Annotated in this window: 17 protein-coding genes; 7 read left to right on the top strand and 10 right to left on the bottom strand. The window is 49.0% G+C overall.

Features of this window, described 5'->3' with window-relative positions; all coding sequences use genetic code 11:
• Positions 1-2 precede the first annotated feature (2 nt).
• The 7 genes from CMO31_05130 to CMO31_05160 form a co-directional block, all read right to left on the bottom strand.
• Positions 3-182: a hypothetical protein gene (locus CMO31_05130; protein ID MAZ53383.1), complete on the bottom strand. Its 180-nt coding sequence runs from the start codon at positions 180-182 to the stop codon at positions 3-5.
• A gap of 108 nt (positions 183-290) precedes the next feature.
• A complete protein-coding gene (locus CMO31_05135; protein MAZ53384.1) occupies positions 291-1,076 on the bottom strand; it encodes a hypothetical protein in 786 nt (261 codons plus the stop codon).
• A 55-nt stretch (positions 1,077-1,131) separates the two neighbouring features.
• Positions 1,132-3,135 (bottom strand): hypothetical protein, encoded by a 2,004-nt coding sequence (locus tag CMO31_05140; GenBank protein MAZ53385.1) that lies wholly within the window; start codon positions 3,133-3,135, stop codon positions 1,132-1,134.
• 154 nt (positions 3,136-3,289) lie between these two features.
• Entirely contained in the window at positions 3,290-4,090 is an 801-nt protein-coding gene (locus CMO31_05145; protein MAZ53386.1) for a hypothetical protein, read from the bottom strand.
• A 61-nt stretch (positions 4,091-4,151) separates the two neighbouring features.
• The gene (locus tag CMO31_05150; protein ID MAZ53387.1) at positions 4,152-5,183 is read right to left on the bottom strand and encodes a hypothetical protein; all 1,032 of its coding nucleotides are present in this window, start codon (positions 5,181-5,183) and stop codon (positions 4,152-4,154) included.
• Between the two features lie 106 nt (positions 5,184-5,289).
• The gene (locus CMO31_05155) at positions 5,290-7,998 is read right to left on the bottom strand and encodes an altronate hydrolase (GenBank protein MAZ53388.1); all 2,709 of its coding nucleotides are present in this window, start codon (positions 7,996-7,998) and stop codon (positions 5,290-5,292) included.
• Positions 7,998-8,912, bottom strand: a complete 915-nt coding sequence (locus tag CMO31_05160; GenBank protein MAZ53389.1) for a gluconolactonase — start codon at positions 8,910-8,912, stop codon at positions 7,998-8,000. The genes CMO31_05155 and CMO31_05160 overlap by 1 nt, the downstream gene beginning before the upstream one ends.
• Positions 8,913-9,332: 420 nt before the next feature.
• Here CMO31_05160 and CMO31_05165 point away from each other — a divergent pair, with 420 nt between their 5' ends.
• Complete coding sequence (locus CMO31_05165; GenBank protein ID MAZ53390.1) at positions 9,333-10,931, top strand: hypothetical protein; 1,599 nt, start codon at positions 9,333-9,335, stop codon at positions 10,929-10,931.
• On the opposite strand, the gene CMO31_05170 is transcribed toward CMO31_05165, so the two are convergent.
• Positions 10,909-11,838, bottom strand: a complete 930-nt coding sequence (locus CMO31_05170; protein MAZ53391.1) for a ribokinase — start codon at positions 11,836-11,838, stop codon at positions 10,909-10,911. The genes CMO31_05165 and CMO31_05170 overlap by 23 nt on opposite strands.
• Positions 11,839-12,137: 299 nt before the next feature.
• On the opposite strand from CMO31_05170, the gene CMO31_05175 reads away from it, so the two are divergent.
• A complete protein-coding gene (locus CMO31_05175) occupies positions 12,138-13,406 on the top strand; it encodes a hypothetical protein (protein ID MAZ53392.1) in 1,269 nt (422 codons plus the stop codon).
• Between the two features lie 88 nt (positions 13,407-13,494).
• Positions 13,495-14,481: a hypothetical protein gene (locus tag CMO31_05180; GenBank protein MAZ53393.1), complete on the top strand. Its 987-nt coding sequence runs from the start codon at positions 13,495-13,497 to the stop codon at positions 14,479-14,481.
• Positions 14,482-14,600: 119 nt separating this feature from the next.
• On the opposite strand, the gene CMO31_05185 is transcribed toward CMO31_05180, so the two are convergent.
• Positions 14,601-15,461 (bottom strand): phytanoyl-CoA dioxygenase, encoded by an 861-nt coding sequence (locus CMO31_05185; protein ID MAZ53394.1) that lies wholly within the window; start codon positions 15,459-15,461, stop codon positions 14,601-14,603.
• On the opposite strand from CMO31_05185, the gene CMO31_05190 reads away from it, so the two are divergent.
• The 4 genes from CMO31_05190 (at position 15,429) to CMO31_05205 (ending at position 18,411) form a co-directional block, all read left to right on the top strand.
• A complete protein-coding gene (locus CMO31_05190) occupies positions 15,429-15,653 on the top strand; it encodes a hypothetical protein (GenBank protein ID MAZ53395.1) in 225 nt (74 codons plus the stop codon). The two genes, CMO31_05185 and CMO31_05190, sit on opposite strands and share 33 nt — an antisense overlap.
• 143 nt (positions 15,654-15,796) lie before the next feature.
• Positions 15,797-16,798, top strand: coding sequence for an oxidoreductase (locus tag CMO31_05195; protein MAZ53396.1), 1,002 nt, complete (start codon positions 15,797-15,799; stop codon positions 16,796-16,798).
• Between the two features lie 22 nt (positions 16,799-16,820).
• Positions 16,821-17,537 (top strand): hypothetical protein, encoded by a 717-nt coding sequence (locus tag CMO31_05200; GenBank protein MAZ53397.1) that lies wholly within the window; start codon positions 16,821-16,823, stop codon positions 17,535-17,537.
• Positions 17,538-17,550: 13 nt separating this feature from the next.
• Positions 17,551-18,411 carry an amidohydrolase gene (locus CMO31_05205; protein ID MAZ53398.1) on the top strand — a complete coding sequence of 287 codons (861 nt, stop codon included), beginning with the start codon at positions 17,551-17,553 and terminating at the stop codon, positions 18,409-18,411.
• 95 nt (positions 18,412-18,506) lie between these two features.
• On the opposite strand, the gene CMO31_05210 is transcribed toward CMO31_05205, so the two are convergent.
• Positions 18,507-18,867, bottom strand: a 361-nt coding sequence (locus tag CMO31_05210) for a hypothetical protein (GenBank protein MAZ53399.1), incomplete at its 5' end; no start/stop codon positions are given.

An 18,867-nucleotide genomic window follows, 5' to 3' on the forward strand; every position in this document is an offset into this window, starting at 1 on the left:
TGTCAAAACCGAATGTCATCTAGTCCCATTTTGTTGAGTTCCGCCAAAGCTTGAAGGTTCCCAATCAGCGGTGCGAGGCGAGGGTAATGAAAGGAATCAATGTCGGTACCCATTGCTCGAGTATTGGTTCGGTCTTCGTTAGCGAGGTTCTGTAATGCCTCCTCCGCACAAGAACGAGTCATTTCTAGTAGTTTCTGGTCAGCTACACCCTCGATTACGCAATAACCATCTTGGCGAAGTTGTTCGAGCCGGTCACTTGAGGATTTAAGAGCGTTAATAGCTACGCATCCTTATGGGGTATTTAGATTGCTAGTAGTTAAGGCGTTTTTTCCGAAAATTATTGGGTAGGTCTCACCGGTTTCGTCGACAGTGGTTGCGTCTTGGTAGCACACACTGAACGCACGACGGGATTGACTCGATTGGTTAATGCCAGAGCTATGGACTAGCCAGTTGTGTAGGAGTACTACTTCCCCAGCTTCGAGTTCAAGATATTCCATGCTTTCATTTTTCAGGTTCTTTTCTAGTTCCGGCCCTAGGTACCCTGCTTGAGATTCGGGATTGAGTAGTGTTCGGTGGGAACCAAGAACAATACGTACACACCCATTATCAATGGTTGCTGGGTCGAGGGAGGTGTAGATGGTGACTTCAGGGTCTCGATCTAACCGAGGCCAGCGGTCTTGATGCCATGCAAGATATGTGCCTCGATGGGAGGGCTTATTCATGAACATTGCGCGGTTGCAAGCTATGGAATTTTCTTTACCGTAGGCACGCTCGCACACGTCTTTCCATAATGGTCTCTGCATATACTTGAGGAAGACGGGGTCCCATTCAAGATCTTGGATTTTACGGTAGTTCAATGTGGAACCTTTATGACCTTTGGTTTGCGGTCCGGGGTGCTCACCATCTTCGCTATCTATCTGCATGAGCATACGGTCGTAATTCACATCAGCTGTACCAAGCATTATGTCGTCGATACGAGTCTGTAGGGCTTCGAGGGTTTCTTGGTCGATGATTCCAAGACGAAGATAACCGTCTTTTATATAGTTCGACCATTGGGCGTCAGACAGTCTGTCCATATCTGCGTTCCTTTCCCTGAGACGTTCTATTTACACAGTGGTTACTATGCTTATTTTAAGACCATTGTATGGGATTTTTCTCAAGGATCAACTCTATGGGTGTTCCGTCAGAAATCGTCCGATAGTCCCGGTGAGGCAGGTCGATCGCGATCTCGATGCCGACTTGGACGCCAGTTACGGCTATCCGGTATCTGGTCGTGTCGTCGACGTTGATGCTTGCGTCGACCTTGCCGTGCAGGGTAGGGAATCCTTCGAAAGCTATCTTTTGGCCAGGTTTTAACCAGGCCTCAGGAACGCCGGAGAAGAGTCGAAGGCAGGTCTTTTCTTCGGTCACCAGCATGGCTCTCTGCAGTAGCCAAAGCTCCGCTTGTGACCAGCCGTGTGGGGTAATGTTGTCGAATTTCTGGCAACCCCGGAGTTGAGAAATAAGGCTGACGCCGTGGACAGCGTTTTCGGTACCGACACCGTCGCGCCCTTCTCGGAACCCGTAAAGTCCCGGTACGTCCTGGTGAGCGAGACGGTAGTCCAGCACCTGCCAGGCGCGCTCGCGCTGGCCCAACAGTAGAGCGTTGTGGGCCTGAGCGAATTCGAAATATAGCCAGTAGGGTTCGGGTTGGTACTGCCCATCCGCTTCGCGCTCCGTGCACCAGAATACGTTGAACTGAGTCTCGATCTCCTGCCGGTCCCAAGTTTGTGTAGGCCAGAGTAGGCTATTCATCGTGCGTTCAAAGTGAAAATACTCGGGATGCTCGGTCGCGTAGGTCCGAAGTGCATCACGTAGTTCCGCTGCCTCCTTGCGGAAGGCGGTCGCGTCCTCTAATTGACCCAAAGATTCTGCCGCGAGCACCGCTTGCTCCAAGCCACAAAGAGCCCACTGGTTAATCCAGCCGACACTATAATCAACGGCATGATCCATCACCCCACGGATGATGCCGTCATGCCCGGCGACACAGATAACACCTGCGTTGCGGGCAGCATGGGTGAACGCCAGGACCGGCGTATCGGTCGTGACCGTGATTGGTTTGGTAGCGCGACGCATTCTATAAAGCCATTCGGCCTTGCGGCGGATAGCAGGATAGACCTTGCGGAGCCAGGACAGGTCCTGTGTGAGTTGGTAGTGTTGAACGATGGCCCAAATCCCCTGACCTGGGGCATCTCCCTCAGCACCGAAACCCCCGAAAAAGTCATTCCGAGTTAGGTGCTCCGTCGTTGAGCGGGCTAGTTTATGCTGCCCCGCGAGATCGAAGCAGCGAATGATGTAGATGCTGTCTCGCAACCATGGCAGTGGGTAGCTCAGTGGTGCGATGCGGGCTTGATCCCCGACTACCGCAGTCATCATGTGCCCTAATCCTGCGAAAAAGGAGTCCCGGAACTGTGGGTCAGGTACCTCTATTGAGATTGAACCGTATAGGTTTCTCCAGGTCAAAAGGTGCTTGTCAAGCCGGTTAGTGAATTGTTCGGGCCTCGGTGAGGCGGTACTGGGTAGATCCCGGTTTAAGCTCCCTCTTGAGACGATGGGGCAATCCATCGTTACCGCCCAAGTTTTTGCCGGTGGGAGTGTCACGTCATAGCGCACTACGGCGTAGCACCAACCTGCCGCGTCTTGAGCCTCCTGTCGGTCGGGAATGGTACCCACTCTTACAAATGCCGAGGGGTCGCCTACACCACAACCTGCCGCCGAGGGGGTCTTGTCGAGAGCCATCAAGGTGTTGTTGCCTTGCCCCTTGATTTGTTGGTCGCTTACCTCGAGGTGTTGCAAGGGACCGCCAGCTGGGCCGAGCGAGCGCAGTATTACACCGATCTGGATATCGATAGCCGTTCCCCCACGGTTCGTCAACTCCAGTAGGGCGCAAGCGGACTCGTTCCGTTCCGTAGCGGTTCCATCCTGAAATAGTGTGTGTTGGACATCGATCTTGTGACTTTTAGTCGAACAGATGATAGCTGGCAGGTGTCCCTCAGTGTATTGCCACTGCAATGTCTCTAGGGAAGCTTCCTCGGGTGCGAAGAAACAACCGGTGGTAGGGAAGCGTAACCACCAGGTGACGCCGAAACTCATCATGCCTGGTGAGAAGGCGTTACCAGGCTCAACAGTAGTCTTGGTAGCCTCTGGTGCACCTGGCTCGCCCAGAAAGACTCGAGTGTCTGAACGTGGGGCGATCCATTCAGGGTGAGCGGCTAGCTGTTGAAGGGTATCCGACGAAGCTATGATTACCTCACTCTTTCGACAGGATTGGGTGCTTCGGGTGTTCCCACAGGTCACCTGGTTTCAGCTCTTTACCTATCAAGTTTGAAGGATCATGTTTTGTACCTGTGTAGGTGACGTCATTGGGAATGTAAATTATGGCAAACGCATGACGTGGTTGATCGGTGCGGTTTGGTCCAGCGAAATGAAAGTTACAACCGTGATGGAATGTCACTCCACCCGCCTCCATTTCTACAGCCTCAGGTTCAGCTACATCGAAACCACGGTCCTGCATTTTCGATACGATACTTTCTTCAGTACCCAATTCTATTGGCTCAAGGCGACCAAATTTGTGGGATTTAGGAACGAAATGCAGACAACCATTGTCAATGGTGACATTATCCACCGCAATCCAGGCGCTGAACGAGCCCACCGGATCCATTGGCCAGTAGGGGGCATCTTGGTGCCAGTTAGTTTTTCGGCTTTCTTGGCCACCCGGCTTAACCATTGCGTGGTCGTGATAGAGGTGCACGTGCTTAGCTTGAGCTAGACGTCGACCTGTATTGGCTAAGCGTTTCGAGAATGTGAACTCCTTGGCTACTGGAAAGTCGCTCCAAAGGTTAATCATCTGATTAAAAACCTGTTCGTATTCCTTGGAACTTCGTCCGCCACCTTCAACCCCCACTATACGGTCGCGGTTCGAAGCGATCGCTTCATCGATAACGGTTCGTAACCGGTCCATTTCGGAAGTGGTGAAGAAATTAGGGTATTGAATGAAACCACACTCTTGATAATCTTTAATGTCTTTTTGAGTTACGCAATTATCTTGCATCAGAATTAACCCCTATTAAAGAAGTGAAACAGAATGTAACCATATTACTTAAAGAAATTTATCAGAACTCAAATTCATACGGTTGGTTGAAACCGAATTCCGTACCAATTCCCTTTTCCTTCGCCTTTTCTACCAGCCGGATTGCAACAGAAACATCCTCAATTCCAGTACCACCCGAAAGAAACAGGGTCCATGCAGCTTCAGGTTGGCGACCAAAAATATTGCCCGAAATTAGGCCACCCAAGTCACCCTGAACGTGAGATTCATCGATTTGTCCTTCTTGCATGGGAATTAATATTTCTCCCTGCTCCTGGAGGCCTTGTTGCAATTCGTCAACAAATACTCGGCTTTGGACAACGGTGTATTCATCTATCTCTCGGACCCACGGGTAATGTGCTCCCATGGCGTTAATATGTAGAGGCTTTTGGGGTAACAACTTCCCATCAAAAACTGGTACCGGAGAGTTAGTAATTGTAGTGACTATATCTGCTCCCTCGAGAGCCTCAGCAGGATTGGTTGTTGCGATCACATCAATACCAAGTTCGTCTGTCATTTTGAGGCAGAAATCCTCCTGATTTTGACGGTTTCTGCTGAACGCCTGTACCCTCTTCAAGGATCGGACTTCTTTTAGGCCGTGTAATTGGCTGCGGGCGTGTCGTCCAGTCCCAAAAAGTGCAACAACTTCGCTATCTTGAGGAGCAAGATGATCTGCAGCCACAGCTGCTACTGCGGCTGTTTTGAGCCAATCATAGTATAGAACCTCCATTATGGCGCTTAAGGTACCCGTCTGTGTGTCAAACAGGAACAATAGGGTCTCAAGACCCTTTCCCAAACCTGTGGTGTATGCCTGCACCCCTGCCCCACCAAGTCGAGGTAGTAGGGCAGCTTTAAACTTAAACGAGGCCTTACTACCGACTCTAAGGTGACCGCCGCGGACATCAGGGTCAGGTTCCCCTTCGATCCAAAGATTCTCTCGTGGAAAACCAACGCCTTTTGCCATCCCTACCTCGCGATAACCTTCTTCGACCGCAGATATGTAATCAGACATCCCCATAAGACCACGGATTTCGTGGTTTCGTAACATCAAAGCCATGTTTTAATCTCCCTTTCTGGACTTTACTGTTGTTCCTTATTTCGCAGCCGGACCTCAAAGTGCCCGTACCTGTACATGCAGTTTGGTAAAAACCAAATAGGTTTATCTACATAGAGATACCAAGAAGTCCTCGCGTTAGTTGAAAATCTTCCTGGCCGCGGTTACTTAATTTAGGTATTGACCTCCCAGCCTGAGCATTCAAAGCTAGTTGCAAAAGGTGTTCAACATTATTATTCGCATTGTCTGTAAGGAGGAGGTCAAGATCAGCTTCTAAGCGTCCGAAGGTTTCTTGGTCGGAAGTAACTTGAAGTAGTGGAAGCAAAGGATGAACCTGTTGCGTACTATCAGAAACAAGTCCAATGAGTGCTGTGACACCAGTAGCTCCAAGGCCAGTAATGGTCTCTACCCAGTGTTTAGTGGGGGCTTCCATGATGTGAAAACCGGGAGTTTTTATGGTCTGCCCGTAGGTCAAGGTGGGTGCAGGTAAAGTATTGCCTATAATCATTTTAAGGAAATCATCGTTAGTTAGTAGCTCAGAGTTTTGTGGAATCACGATACTGCCACCGGCCCCAACGACCGCTTGGGTTAAAACGCCGAATGTGCGAGCAGCTAATGATGAAGGTTGTCCAGAGGTTAGCAAGCCTAATGAAAGATGAATACCAGCACCAATTACAGATTCTGTAGCGGAATTGGATTGTTTTGCAAACCAGGTTGACATTTTTTCGATAACGGAATTAATGCCACCGTCAAGCTGAATACTGGCCCATCCGTAATTTTTTGGATCAAGCCCTAGCGTAGAAAGTTGGTGTCGCATAAAGTCGTTATGTGTTATTTCGCAACCGTGTTCGAGGAGCAAAGCAGAGTGTACTGAGGGGTGGGAGAGGTAGCCGAGTAAAGTCCGGGAGTGGAGATCATTCACACCAGCTACACCACAACCTTCCGTATGGACTAGAGCAACAAACCGATCGATTCCACCGGGTCGAATTTGCCCCATCTTATTAAGACTAGTGGCTGCCATTCCGGCGATCTGCCCAGCACAGCAACTTGTCGGCAAGATCAGGCCGATCCGAGGAAACAGATCAGCCTCAGAATTTCGGAGCAACCGTACAAAGTTCTCGTTTGGCTTACCTTCTACAGTATGGGGTTTAACAAGAACCGAAGTTGGTCTAAGTAGGTTAGGTAGGGCGTGGCTATCTTTCTGTTGCCAATTACGCCAGATCTGCACTTGGGAATGACCTGCCTTTTCACCAACGCTCAGGCGTCCCGAGGCTATTTCAAGCGCGAGGTCAAAAGTCTGACTACCGAGGTCATCCATCTCGATATCCTCGAGGAACGCACCTGCGTTTACGTCCATATCGGACGACAGCAACTTGAATCGCTCAGTGGTGGTGACGATCTTTATCGTTGGTACAAAAGGGAAGTTTGTTATCGAGCCGTTCCCCGTTACGAAAAAAATAAGGTTGCAACCTGAGGCAACCTGTCCAGCGATACTTTCGAGGTCATTACCTGGGCTATCCATGAAGTAGTAGCCGGGTTCGCACATAGGCTCTCCGTATTGAACAACTTTATCAAGCCGTACGTCGGGATGCTTCTTTTTTGCCGCCCCGATAGATTTTAAGACGATGTTGTACAGCCCACGTAGTTTATTTCCACCAGAAGGATTACCCTCTGCTGTGGCGCCATGCCAGGCAGCTCTCTCTTTGAATCGCTTGATGGCCTCCAGGAAAGCGCGAGCTGTCGGAAGATCTCGAACGGCTTGCAAGACATATGCTTCGGCTCCGATTAGTTCGTCGGTTTCCGCTAGGTTTGCAGCTCCACCTCGCTGAACAATTTCGCGGGCTACCCAAGCCGCGAGAGGGTTTCCAGAGATACCAGAAAAGGAGTCAGAACCACCACATTGCAGGGCAATCTTGAGTTCCGATACAGGTGTTGGGATAGCAGATGTGTCCTTAATAGATTCCAACCATTCCTGTATTAAAACTTGACCGTGTTTCAAATCCTCTTCCAGAGGAGCTTTTAAAGAAAGAAAGTAGTGTGGTACAGCGTTAAGGGGGTAATCGTTCTTAATGAGATAGTTACGTAGGTCCTCACCCGTTATTACTTCATGACCACGATCCACAATGAGGACCGCTCCAACGTTAGGATGAACAACGAAACCCGCAAGAGTGCGTAGCACGTGTTCCCGGTTGTTAGGTTCACGCTCGTCTCCAGCTTCTGTATGGGCGACAGCTTTGATTCCGTCAATGTTAGCGAAAGTGTCCGAGACGCCCGAGAAGTGCTCCTCGAGTTTCTTCACGTAGCCCCCAGCTAGCGAACTTACAGCCAGTAGCACTATAGTGTTCCGGGTACCGACACCGCGATCACCAGAGCGGTGATACCCTAAAAAACTGCGATTGTCCATGACTGGAAAAACCTGCTGTGCTGGAATGAATGATTCTTCATCTAGCTCGTAAGGGACAATCTCGTCTTCAAAGTTAGGTTCTTCCGGAAGCTGAGCATTTGTACTCCTATGTTCCAGAGCTTCGAGCATTCCTGTGTTGCACACATACTTACCAGCGTCAATATGTTGGGTAGCTCGGCCAAACGGTAGGCCCCACGACAGAAGGGGGGTTCCAGCGGGGATACTTTCGACAGCGAAACGGTGACCTTCCAGGATTGTACAATCGAGCGTTATTTCATTACCCCTAAATATTATTTGGTCACCTGCTTCCAACCTACGAGTGGCCACGCCAACATTATCGTTCGCATCTGGGAGACGACCGACTTCAGTGAATAACCATCGGTTATGCCTTCCTTTACTGCTTGTGTTGCTCATTATGTTGTTTGGACTCCCCTAGTGTTCAACTCGATAGCGTACATCGAAGTTGTAGCGGTAATGAAGAGGCGACTCTTGTTCTGACCACCGAAGGTGCAATTAGCGCTTACCTCTGGCACCATGATTTTGCCAAGAAGCTCGGCCTTCTCGCTGAAAACCTGAATTGAGTCCTGACTACTGGTGAATATGTAACCATTAATATCAAGTCGGAAGCCATCAGAACAACCAGGATTTACCTCAGCGAAGATCCGGCTGTTTGCCAGTTCTATGCCGTCAATAACATCGTAAGCAAAAATATGGTGCCAACCTTTCTCGTCGTGAGAAATAGCAGTGTCACTAACGTAAAGTATGCTCTCGTCAAGATTAAAAGCGAGCCCATTCGGTTTGACTCGGTCAGTAGCAACAGTTTCAAGATGACCAGCTTCAGGGTCTAACCGGTAGACGTAACAACCAGCCTGTTCTTGAGGGGCTTTGTGACCCTCGTGGTCACTGAGAATGCCATAGGGAGGATCTGTAAACCAGATTGTGCCGTCACTTTTGACAATAATGTCATTAGGAGAGTTGAGTTTTTTACCCAGGTAGTTGTCCGCCAGCACGGTAATTGTGCCGTCGTGTTCAGTACGTGTTACGCGGCGGGCGCCATGTGAGCAGCTAAGTAATCGCCCCTGGTGATCAAGGGTGTGTCCGTTCGTGTAGGTAGCTGGTTGCTTGTGGGTAGTAATTCCATCAGATTCTGACCACCGCATGATCCGGTCATTGGGAATATCGCTCCATAGTAGGTACTCCCCATTAGAAAAATATACAGGGCCCTCAGCCCAAATGGTTCCAGTACCAAGCATTTCCAGCTTTGCGTTCGGAACAATGAGTTTCTCGAAGCGCTCATCGAAGATTTCGTATTTTGTTTCAATCACTATGATCGACCCCTATCTGTCTAATCCTGGTACGACTTTGTTGAGTTCTAAGAATAGCAGTACCCGCAGGTACATCACTCATGTGAGGCTTACCGATAAGGGACGGTTTTACTTACAAGTGTATTGGAACTTGTATATCAATAGGGGCATTGGTGGCGGTGGCGCCACCAATGCCGAACGTCATGAGGGCAGTAGAAGAATCCGTAGGTATGTACCAACATGAGTTTAAAACCTGAGGCTGACACCTAACCCTTTTCTCGACTCGCCGATGGGTGTCATTGGGGGAGTGTTTCAGGACGTGAGAAAAAGCTCGCAATACCGTCCTGGCAGGTACTGACGGGGTAAAAGCTTACTGAAACTTACCGAGCTGATAAATGGAAATGTAGTTACTGGGGGGCTCCAAACCAGGTAGGGTGACTAGTTGTGCTGTCATTGCTCCGAGACTTCCAACTACTAAATCAGGTCTGGCGCCTCGCTTTGCCAGTGATCCTAACGAACATCCTCTTGACCTTGGTCAATATAGCTGACGTGTTCATGGTTGGCCGTTTAGGGCCAATAGAAATTGCTGCGGTTGGGATGAGCAACTCGATCCGTCTTTTGGTGATTATTGCTGCACTATCGGTGAACACCGGTGCTATGGCACTCGTGGCGCAAGCCAAAGGTGCGCGAGATCCTAACCGGCTTAGTTTCGTAGCTCGTCAATCGATCTCGCTAATTGTGCTCCTTGGATTGGGTCTCACTGTAGCTGGATGGTTTCTTTCCGAGCCAGCTCTGCGTTTCCTTAACGGTTCGGGAGATCCCTTAGCTGTAGTTTTGGGCACTCAGTATCTAAAGTTGTTGTTTTTAGGAACGGTGTTCCTTGCTGGCAACTGGTTGGTCAGCAGCTTAATGCAGGGGGCTGGCGATACTATCACACCGTTGTTTTTGAGTGGCGCGATAAACCTATTAAATATATTGTTCAACTACCTTCTCATCTTCGGGCCAGGACCTTTTCCAGAACTGGGTGTGACTGGGGCTGCATTGGGCACTATATTGGCCAGAATGTTAGGAGTTGCAGCAGGCTTAGTGCTTTTTTATTCGGGACGGAACGTGGTTCATATTAGGCCAGGAAGCTACCTGCCGGATTGGCGGATGTTTCGAGACCTACTAGCGATAGGTATCCCCTCAGGGTTACAGGGATTAGTACGTAACACCAGCCAGTTGTTCGTAATCCGTATTGTTACGTCCACTGCAGCAGGAAGCTACGGTGCTGCAGCTGTAGCTATTGGTCTTCAGGTCGAGTCCCTAGCCTTCATGCCGGGTCTCGCTATCAGCATAGCCGCCACCAGCATGGTGGGTCGGTCACTTGGGGCGTGGCAGGTTGATGAGGCCAGGCGCCGAGGCAGCGCCGCAATTCTTCTAGGGATGATAGTGATGTCAGTATTAGGGATACCACTGATAATATTTGCCCCGGGGTTGGTCAAACTGTTTGACCCTAGTGCTCATCCGATGGTCGTGTCGGCAGGGACTTCATACATCCGAATTGTTTCTCTAAGCCTCCCTGTGCTGGCATTCTCGATGATTTGTAATGGGGCCCTACGCGGTGCTGGCGATACAACCCCGGGCCTCGTCGGCAATCTGTTGGGACGTTGGTTAATCGCGGTACCTGCTGCTTACTTGTTTGGGGTGGTTTTTAAAATGGGGCCTGCGGGCGTCTGGTGGGGTTTAGTTACTGGCACTTTAGTGGCAGGATTATGGGTGTTACTTCGTTGGTTAAATGGCCGGTGGGCTGGTGTTGCTTTACGCAAGACGGATCTTTATAGGAAACACCTAGTAAGTTTGCCTGTGAGAGTACGGGAACGTTATTTGAGTAAAGTCCGCACCCCCATGATGGCTGTACCCGGAACCACCGAGCATGTAGAGGAGGCGGAAGTGTTCTACAAATTGGACGATAGCACCGTTCGTATTCACTTCACACTCGAAGATTATGAACTGACGAGGGAAGGTCCGAGTAATGACCCTATTGTCGTGGCTGGTTCATAAACTGACTTACCTCATCATTGTTAGGTGGATTAGCACCCGCGCGTGTGCAATTTAGGGCCGCCGCTGAGATAGCAAAGCGCAGGCTACTGAGCCAAATTTCTTTAGGTAGTTCTTTGAGAGGGAGTCCTACCTCTAATAGGGCAACCATTAACGCTGCAGTAAAGGTATCACCAGCACCAATGGTATCTACTACTTCGATTTCAGGGGCTGCTATTCCGATGGGTTCGTAACCAGTGCGTAGTAAAGTAGCCCCTTTTGGTCCGTGGGTGGTGATTATCGCTACTGGACCGTGGGCGAGCCAAGTCTTGGCAGCAGCAAGCGGGTTTTCATCGGGGTATAGCCAGTTAAGATCCTGGGTGCTGACCTTAACTAGCGAAGCAAGTGACAACCAAACCTCGAGTTGCTGCATATAGGCCTGTCGATCGGTGATGAGGGCGGGCCTTATGTTCGGATCGAACACGGTCATGGCTTGTCCTTTGTTAATGGTTAATAGTCTTTGTACGCTGCTAGCCATCGGTTCGCTGAGAAGACTAATTGATCCGTACTGAATAAAGCGGACTGTACCAGGAAACTTAGGTAGAGGATTAGGGTCGTAACAGGTGTCGGCTGTGCCGTTACCAAGGAATTTGAAATGAGCGTCTCCGTCTTGTTCAGAGACAAACGCTAGAGTCGTCGGCTCGTCTCCTCGTTCCACAAAACGGGTATCAATTTCGTTATTGATCATAAAATTGATTATCGCTTCACCGAACATGTCGGTCGATACCTTTGATGCGAAGGCGACCGAACCACCAAGCCTCGAGGTTGCCACTGCCACGTTAAGAGGTGACCCCCCAACGAAGCCTTGGAAGTTTAGGTGACCGGTATCTTTAAAGTCGATCAGAGACTCACCAATGCAGACGACTTTCATGGAGTTCACCTGCTTTCTCTATTTAGAAGCATGGGTGTCAAAAACCTTTCATGACAGGTTCAAGTATACTTGTTGGGGTAAACCTTACCGTTATTGTTTAGGTTGTTGGCGGGACCTTATTAGACAGGGTGGGTAGATACGTCACTAAAAGATGAATCATTCCCCATGCGTGTACTGGAGAGCAATGTTTACTCCCTACCCAGTATCTTCCTCCCATCTTAGAAGTAAATCTTTAATTCCCCTTGACGACTCCTATGCGTGCGATGATATTGCTTAATGAATTGCCAGAGCAATGATAAATGACAACTCTTAGGTCTTGGAAGGAACAGCAGAGTGCCCGATTGCGGGGTGTATTTCCTGGCTGGTGGATGGTGGGGCTTGCAGTAGCTCTTCAGATCCCATTGCACGCCCTTTTCTTTTCTAGTTTCGGCCTTTACTTCCCAATTTTGCAAAGTGAGTTTGGTTGGAGTACGACAGCTATCTCCTTGGCCGTTGTATTGAAACAAATATTAGCAGCGATTCTAAGTCCCATCCAAGGTTGGTTGCTTCACCGTTATGGCCCGAAAGCCGTCATGACAGTTGGCATTGGTTTCATCGTGGTGGGTCTGGTGTCATTCAGTCTGGTAAATTCCCTATCAACCTTTTATTTAGCTCAGCTGGTCATGATGTTTGGTGCCACCCTCACCGGCATGATCTCCTTGGCTGCAGTGATGGTCAACTGGTTTGAGAGGCGACGTGCGACTGCACTGTCACTCATGACGATAGGGATGACGATTGGTGGGTTGATGGCTCCCTTGTTAGCGGGCGCTTTGATTTTCTTTGGTTGGCGCGAGGTTGCCCTTGCCTCGGGCGTTATTATTCTACTTGGCTTCCCCTTAGTTAGGTCGTTCAAAAACCGTCCTGAAGACATAGGACTCAAGCCAGATGGAATAGAGGAACCAGATGAAATAGAATCATCAGCAACCACGAAAATCGAAGTCAGGTCTGCTCGTCAAGCCCTTAAGACTCGAGCGTTTTGGCTAGTTTCACTTGGGCACGGTTTGGCGGTTACAGCTGTTTCAGCAATAGGAGTTCATTTCGTAAATCATCTCATAACAAAGGGATATTCGCTTGAACGTGGCGCATTTTTCTTAGCGATCGTGACTGCAATGTCCCTCGTTGGAAAACTTGCTGGTGGCTATCTTGGGGATCGTTTTCCTCGCCACTACCTGGCTAGCATAGGAATGTTGGGCCATACTGTTGCCCTAGTTCTCCTTGTGACAGGAACGAGTATGTTATCCCTCTACATTTTCGCTATTACCCAAGGCATTTCTTGGGGCCTAAGAGGCCCCATGATGTCTGCCCTGAAGGCTGACTTCTTTGGCCGTCATTCTTTCGCAAAGATCACCGGTTTCTCTCAAGTGATAGTCATGGTGGGATCAGCATTGGGACCAATCGTCTGCGGACTGAGTCTTGATTGGTTTGGAACGTACAGTCACGGTTTTAGTAGTATTGCGGTATTAACCCTCTTCGGTTCGCTCTGCTTCCTGTTCTTAGGGCGTCCCGGTCAAACACAGACTCTGAAATGATACTCGTGTCCCATAATAGTTGCTTTACGCTATGCTGCGCTCAAGGTGTTTCAAATAGCGTCTTCAGTAAGTCAAACGGAGGATCGACATGAACCAGTTGCCTCAACTTACGAGAGACTTAAATCAGGCCAAAGCTGATATCGATGAGTTTGGCTATGCCCTGGTTGCTAAAGCCCTAACTACGATACAGGTATCTATGATGCGGGAGCGACTCGAAGATCAGGCCGCTGCTGAGAAGCACTTAGGTCTAGCCTTTGAAGATGGTGGGGCTAAACAACAGTGGGGTGAGTTTCGCAACGAGCATGGTGAGTTGCAACCAAATGTTTTTACCGAGGAACAAGGGGGAGTAAATCAGCGGGTTTGGATGTTAATCAATAAGGGTCGTGTTTTCCGCGAGGTACTCGCCATTAAACCCGTTAGAACTCTCATTGATCACGTCCTTGGTGACCATTACCTGTTATCTAGTTTTGCAGCTAACATTGCCAAGCCGGGAGGCGTGGCAATGGATCTTCACACTGACCAGTGGTGGATGCCAGAGCCCGTGCCGAGCGAAGGTTCAGAGGTCCCAGCTGGATCGATAACCCGCAACCTGAGCAATGGCTTAAATACTCAGGATGCGCCATTAATAGCACCTGTGACAGCAGTTAATGTCATGTGGATGCTTAACGACTTCACCGAGAAAAATGGCGGCACACGTCTCGTTCCGGGTAGTCACCGTTTTGGTCGTAGGCCCAACAAAGAACGTGATGCTCAACTTGTAACAATCGCGGTTGAGGCTCCTGCAGGGACAGCTGTAATTTTTGATGGTCGGATTTGGCATGGCACGGGCGCCAACATCAGCGGTGGTTCTCGTTTTGGGTTATTAACCACTTTTTGTGGGCCGCAGTTTCGAACCCAAGAGAATTATACCGTCGGCGTGGCGAGGGAAGTTATTGAGGAAGCTTCACTCGACCTCCTGGCCTTGCTCGGCCTAAAGATTTGGAACGGATATGGACGTATAGAGAGCCCAACCGCTGAGTTCATCGAACCAGGTGAGACTTCCCTTGGCGAATTAAGCCTCGAAGATGATTGTTAACAGCACCACCTTGCTGGCTCTGGGGGCTTTATAGGTTGATTATTATTCCTCCTTATCTAAAGATTAGCTTTTTGGTGGTCGATGTTCCTGGGTAACAATGGGGTTGTGATTACCGTTTTTTACTGAGGCCCGCCCAGAAGTTTTTTCTTCAAGAGTGTTTGGCTCTCATAAATCGAACCGTCCCGTTCAGCGGGAGGTAAAGGTATTTTCACAGACACCGGTTCTAAGCGCGGGTGGTTAGTTGGTACTCCACGCAATATGTCAGCGTTGAATGCTGTCCATTCAGGTAGTTTTATAAGTGGCCACGCGTCAACTGCACAATACTGAAATAAGAGAAGCCGCCTAGGTTTATTTGAGTGGTTTGGTGCCGATGCGTGCAAAGTCCGAACGTGGTGGATAGTGATTCCACCTGCTCCAACCTCGACTGGTACAGCTTCGGAAGATGTTTCTACCTTTTCTGTGACCGCCCCAACGAAACGTCCATCCTGATGGTGATCGTAAATTTTCTCTTTGTGGGAGCCAGGAATCATAATCATGCAGCCGTTGGCCTCAGTTATATCGTCCATGGCCACTCCAACGGCGAGCAAGTCGTCATTACTGTGAGGGTAGAAGGCCCAATCCTGATGCCATTCTACAGCGCTACCGTATCCGGGCGACTTCATGTTGAGCTTGTTCCCGTTGGTCCTAATGTTAGGACCAATTAGCTGTGCGACAATATCCAATACATTGCTGTCACGCATTGCTCGGCCGTATACTGCGTGTTGTTCGACAGGGACATTAAGACGCCTTAACCTGGGTTTGTTCTGCGTATGTCCAGGTTCAAGATCAAAGACTTTAGTGTGTGTTTTAACGGCACGGGAGCGCTCTACGAAGCCATCTGTTACCTTCTGGAGCTCCGTGACTAAGTCCTTGTCGATAACACTTTCGACGCTAAGGAAGCCATCAGAATGGTATTGGGCGATTTGTTCTTTGTTAAGCAAGGCCTCTCCCATCTCTTTCTGCTCGGTGGGGGCAATATTGTCGAATTTGTCTTCTCGATCTCGAGCATTAATGGACAGAATATAAAGGCTTCATCAACTAAGGGTTTAACTGTAGCACTGGGCTCTAATAGTATCCAAGTTTCCGGACCGGGGACTGAGATGCAGTACGTAAAGTATGGCTCAAAGTACTAAACAATTATTTTTGTTTTTTGGCCTAATAAGTTCCCATCTTCGCAGTATTATTCGGTTAAAGTACAACTAAGGGCTGGGTAATCAATATTTAGGGTAGGTGCTGGCAGGTTGGTTTCCCCTATCTACACTTAGGAGATAACGTCATGACGTTGAGAGTTGCAGTTGTCGGGGCAGGTGGTATTGGTAACAATCATGCGAGGGTCTATGATTCTCACCCTGAGTGCGAGGTCGTGGCCTTTGTAGATATGGAATATGAGCTGGCAAGAGAAGCTGCTGAAAAGGTTGGTGCTAAACCATTTGCTTCTGTGGCAGAGTTGCTCGAAAGTGATCTTGAGATTGATATTGCCAGCGTCTGTACAGCGGGCGAAGAGAACGGGAGTCATCACTATCAGCCGACGATGGATCTTCTTAACAAGGGAATTCCGGTTTTGGGTGAGAAGCCTATCTCTAATAAGATTCCTGAGGCAGAGGCGATGGTGGCTTTGGCCAAGAAGAATAATCTCCGGTACGGTATTAATCTTAACCACCGGTTCACGCCTGCAGCGTTACGGGCCAAGCAGTGGGTGCAAGACGGCCGACTTGGCGAACTAAACATTATCAATATGAAAATGTGGATTAACAATCCTAATGAAAGTTCCCCTCACTTCCACATGCGGGCTCTACACCCACATTCCCTTGACGTGATGCGTTACTTCGCGGGTGATGTTGATAAGGTTCAAGCATTTTTCAAAAAGGGTGAGGGCCGTAAAATTTGGTCTAACGTCCAGGTCAATATGTTGTTCAAGAGTGGTGTTGTAGGACACTTAACTGGTAGTTACGATGCGGGAGGAAGTTATGGCCTCGAGACCCTCGAGGTAGTAGGTTCAAAGGCTCGCTTTTTGCTCCTTGAAGCTTGTCAGCAGCTAGAGTTTTTTCCACGGTACTCACAGGAGATAGAACGCTATAGTTACGTCGGTGGCATGATGGATTTCGCTGAAACGTTTGATAGTCGTATCAATGAATGGGTCCAGCAGAATCTAGATGAGGTTGCTCCAGAGGACATTAACGCTTCGGGTGCTGACGCTCTTCGTGTACAGCGCATTATTGAGGCAGCTGTTGAATCATGGGAAACAGGACAGGTCATCATCATTAAGAAGGAGCAGTGAAAGTAAGTTGTCACTAATCACGGTGCTAGGTCGGGGACACTCTGGAACCCGTATGATCTCTCAGACGTTGTATTCCAGCGGGGTGTTCATGGGCCAGAATCTAAACCCGTCAGCTGACTTGATTCCACCCTGGCATATGTACGATGCCTGTCGTGTCTTCGCCCGTTACGTAGAGTGGAAAGGTACTCTAAATTGGGACTTTAGCAAAGCCTTGGAATCTGAAATACCACCGCGCTTTGTACAACTCGTGGAACAATACTTGCGGACGGTCCTAGAAAATAAATCTGAGCACAGAGGATGGAAACTACCGGAGACAACACTAGTCTATCCTTGGGTCGAACGTATGTTTCCCGAAACGAAGTTTATCTTTTGGGTACGAAATCCACGTGACGGTATTCTCTCTGAGCACAAGACTGATGACCTACGTGATTTTGGGATCCGTTACCCCGACACTGAAGACGAACGGCGCAGAAGAGCGATTTCCTGGAAATACCAACACGACCTCATACATGCTGTTCCAAAACCAGCTCATTGGATTCAAGTACGTTACGAAGACTTCGTAATGAACCAAGAGCGTGAACTTGAACGACTTGAGGATTTCCTATCAATGAAGCTTGCTCGTATCGTGGTCAGGCCTGACCGTGTGAAGCTTTTCAAGAACGATGACGGACCTAATTTCTTTGACTTCTTAGGTCCTGCTATGGCGTCTTATGGTTACGAGGTACCCTCGAGTAATTAAGGAGAAGATTAGTGTGCCTAACTTTGGTATTGTTGATACTCACCTGCATATATGGGATCCGGAAAAGTTTCGGTACGAATGGCTCGATGACATCCCTATATTAAACAAGTCATATCTGATTGAGGATTATCAACGTTCAACGGCAGGTTTAATGATTGACAAGATGGTGTTTTTGCAGTGCGAGGTTGCTTCTGATCAATATTTGGCAGAAGCCCGCTGGGTTTCTGAAGTTGCCCGTGAGGATCCTCGGATCGAAGGCATTGTTGCCTGGGCGCCCCTTGAAAAGGGCGCAGCTGCTGTCGAGGATCTCGACAAACTTATTGATATCCCACAAGTAAAGGGTGTTCGACGCATAATTCAGTTCGAACCAAACGCAGAGTTCTGCCTCAAGCCTAGCTTCGTTGAGGGCGTCAAGCTACTAGAGAATTATTCCTTGTCTTTCGACATCTGCATTAAGGGAAGTGACCAATTCGCTAATTCTATAGAACTTGTACGTAGCTGTCCGAACGTGCACTTTATTCTTGATCATATCGGAAAGCCCGACATTATTGATGGCTCAATACATCCTTGGAAAAGCCAGATCTGTGAGCTTGCCGAGTTTAGTAACACTACTTGTAAGATCTCGGGGATGGTGGTTGAGGCTAATATGGAAAGCTGGTCCCGTGAGGAGCTGGAGCCTTATCTCGACACGGTTTTAGACGCCTTTGGTCCTGACCGCCTTGTTTTTGGTGGTGACTGGCCGGTGGTGGTGCAGGCAGCAGAATACCGGGAATGGGTCGCTGCCTTTGATTGGTACCTGTCGGGTACAAGTGAAAGTGAGCAACGTAAGATCTACAGAGATAATGCCGTACGTGTTTACCGCCTTGATCCCTGAACTACCACTTCTGTCGCAAGACAAATAAGCTGGTGCTTAGCAACTAATCAACTAGGTATTGTTTGTGATGTGCGTGAGAGACATGATTGTGCTCCTTAAAAGGTACGTACGTTGCGAATGAGAGTGTCGTCCCAACGATGTGTATGCAAATGATTCAGTGTCCCACGTAAGGCGGTTGGTGAGTCGAAACGTAAAAGCGCTTCGATGGCAAAACCATTAACGTAGCCGCAATCATCCCCTAACGCGTTTAACAAACTTTCTTCCACATTATGTTCATGCAAGCCGATTCTCAGGAGCGCCATCACCGCGTTCATTCGCACCACCTCTGCGCCACTCCATTCACGTCGTAGCTTTTCGGTCCATTGGGAGTTTTTGTTGGTTCTCAGCAGAGCTAATATTTCTGGTACAGCCGGAGTGGCACTAAGACCCAAGTGACCAAGGGCATCCAGTGCTGTG

The sequence above is a fragment of the Trueperaceae bacterium genome (genome assembly GCA_002707365.1).
GTDB lineage: Bacteria > Deinococcota > Deinococci > Deinococcales > Trueperaceae > UBA6957.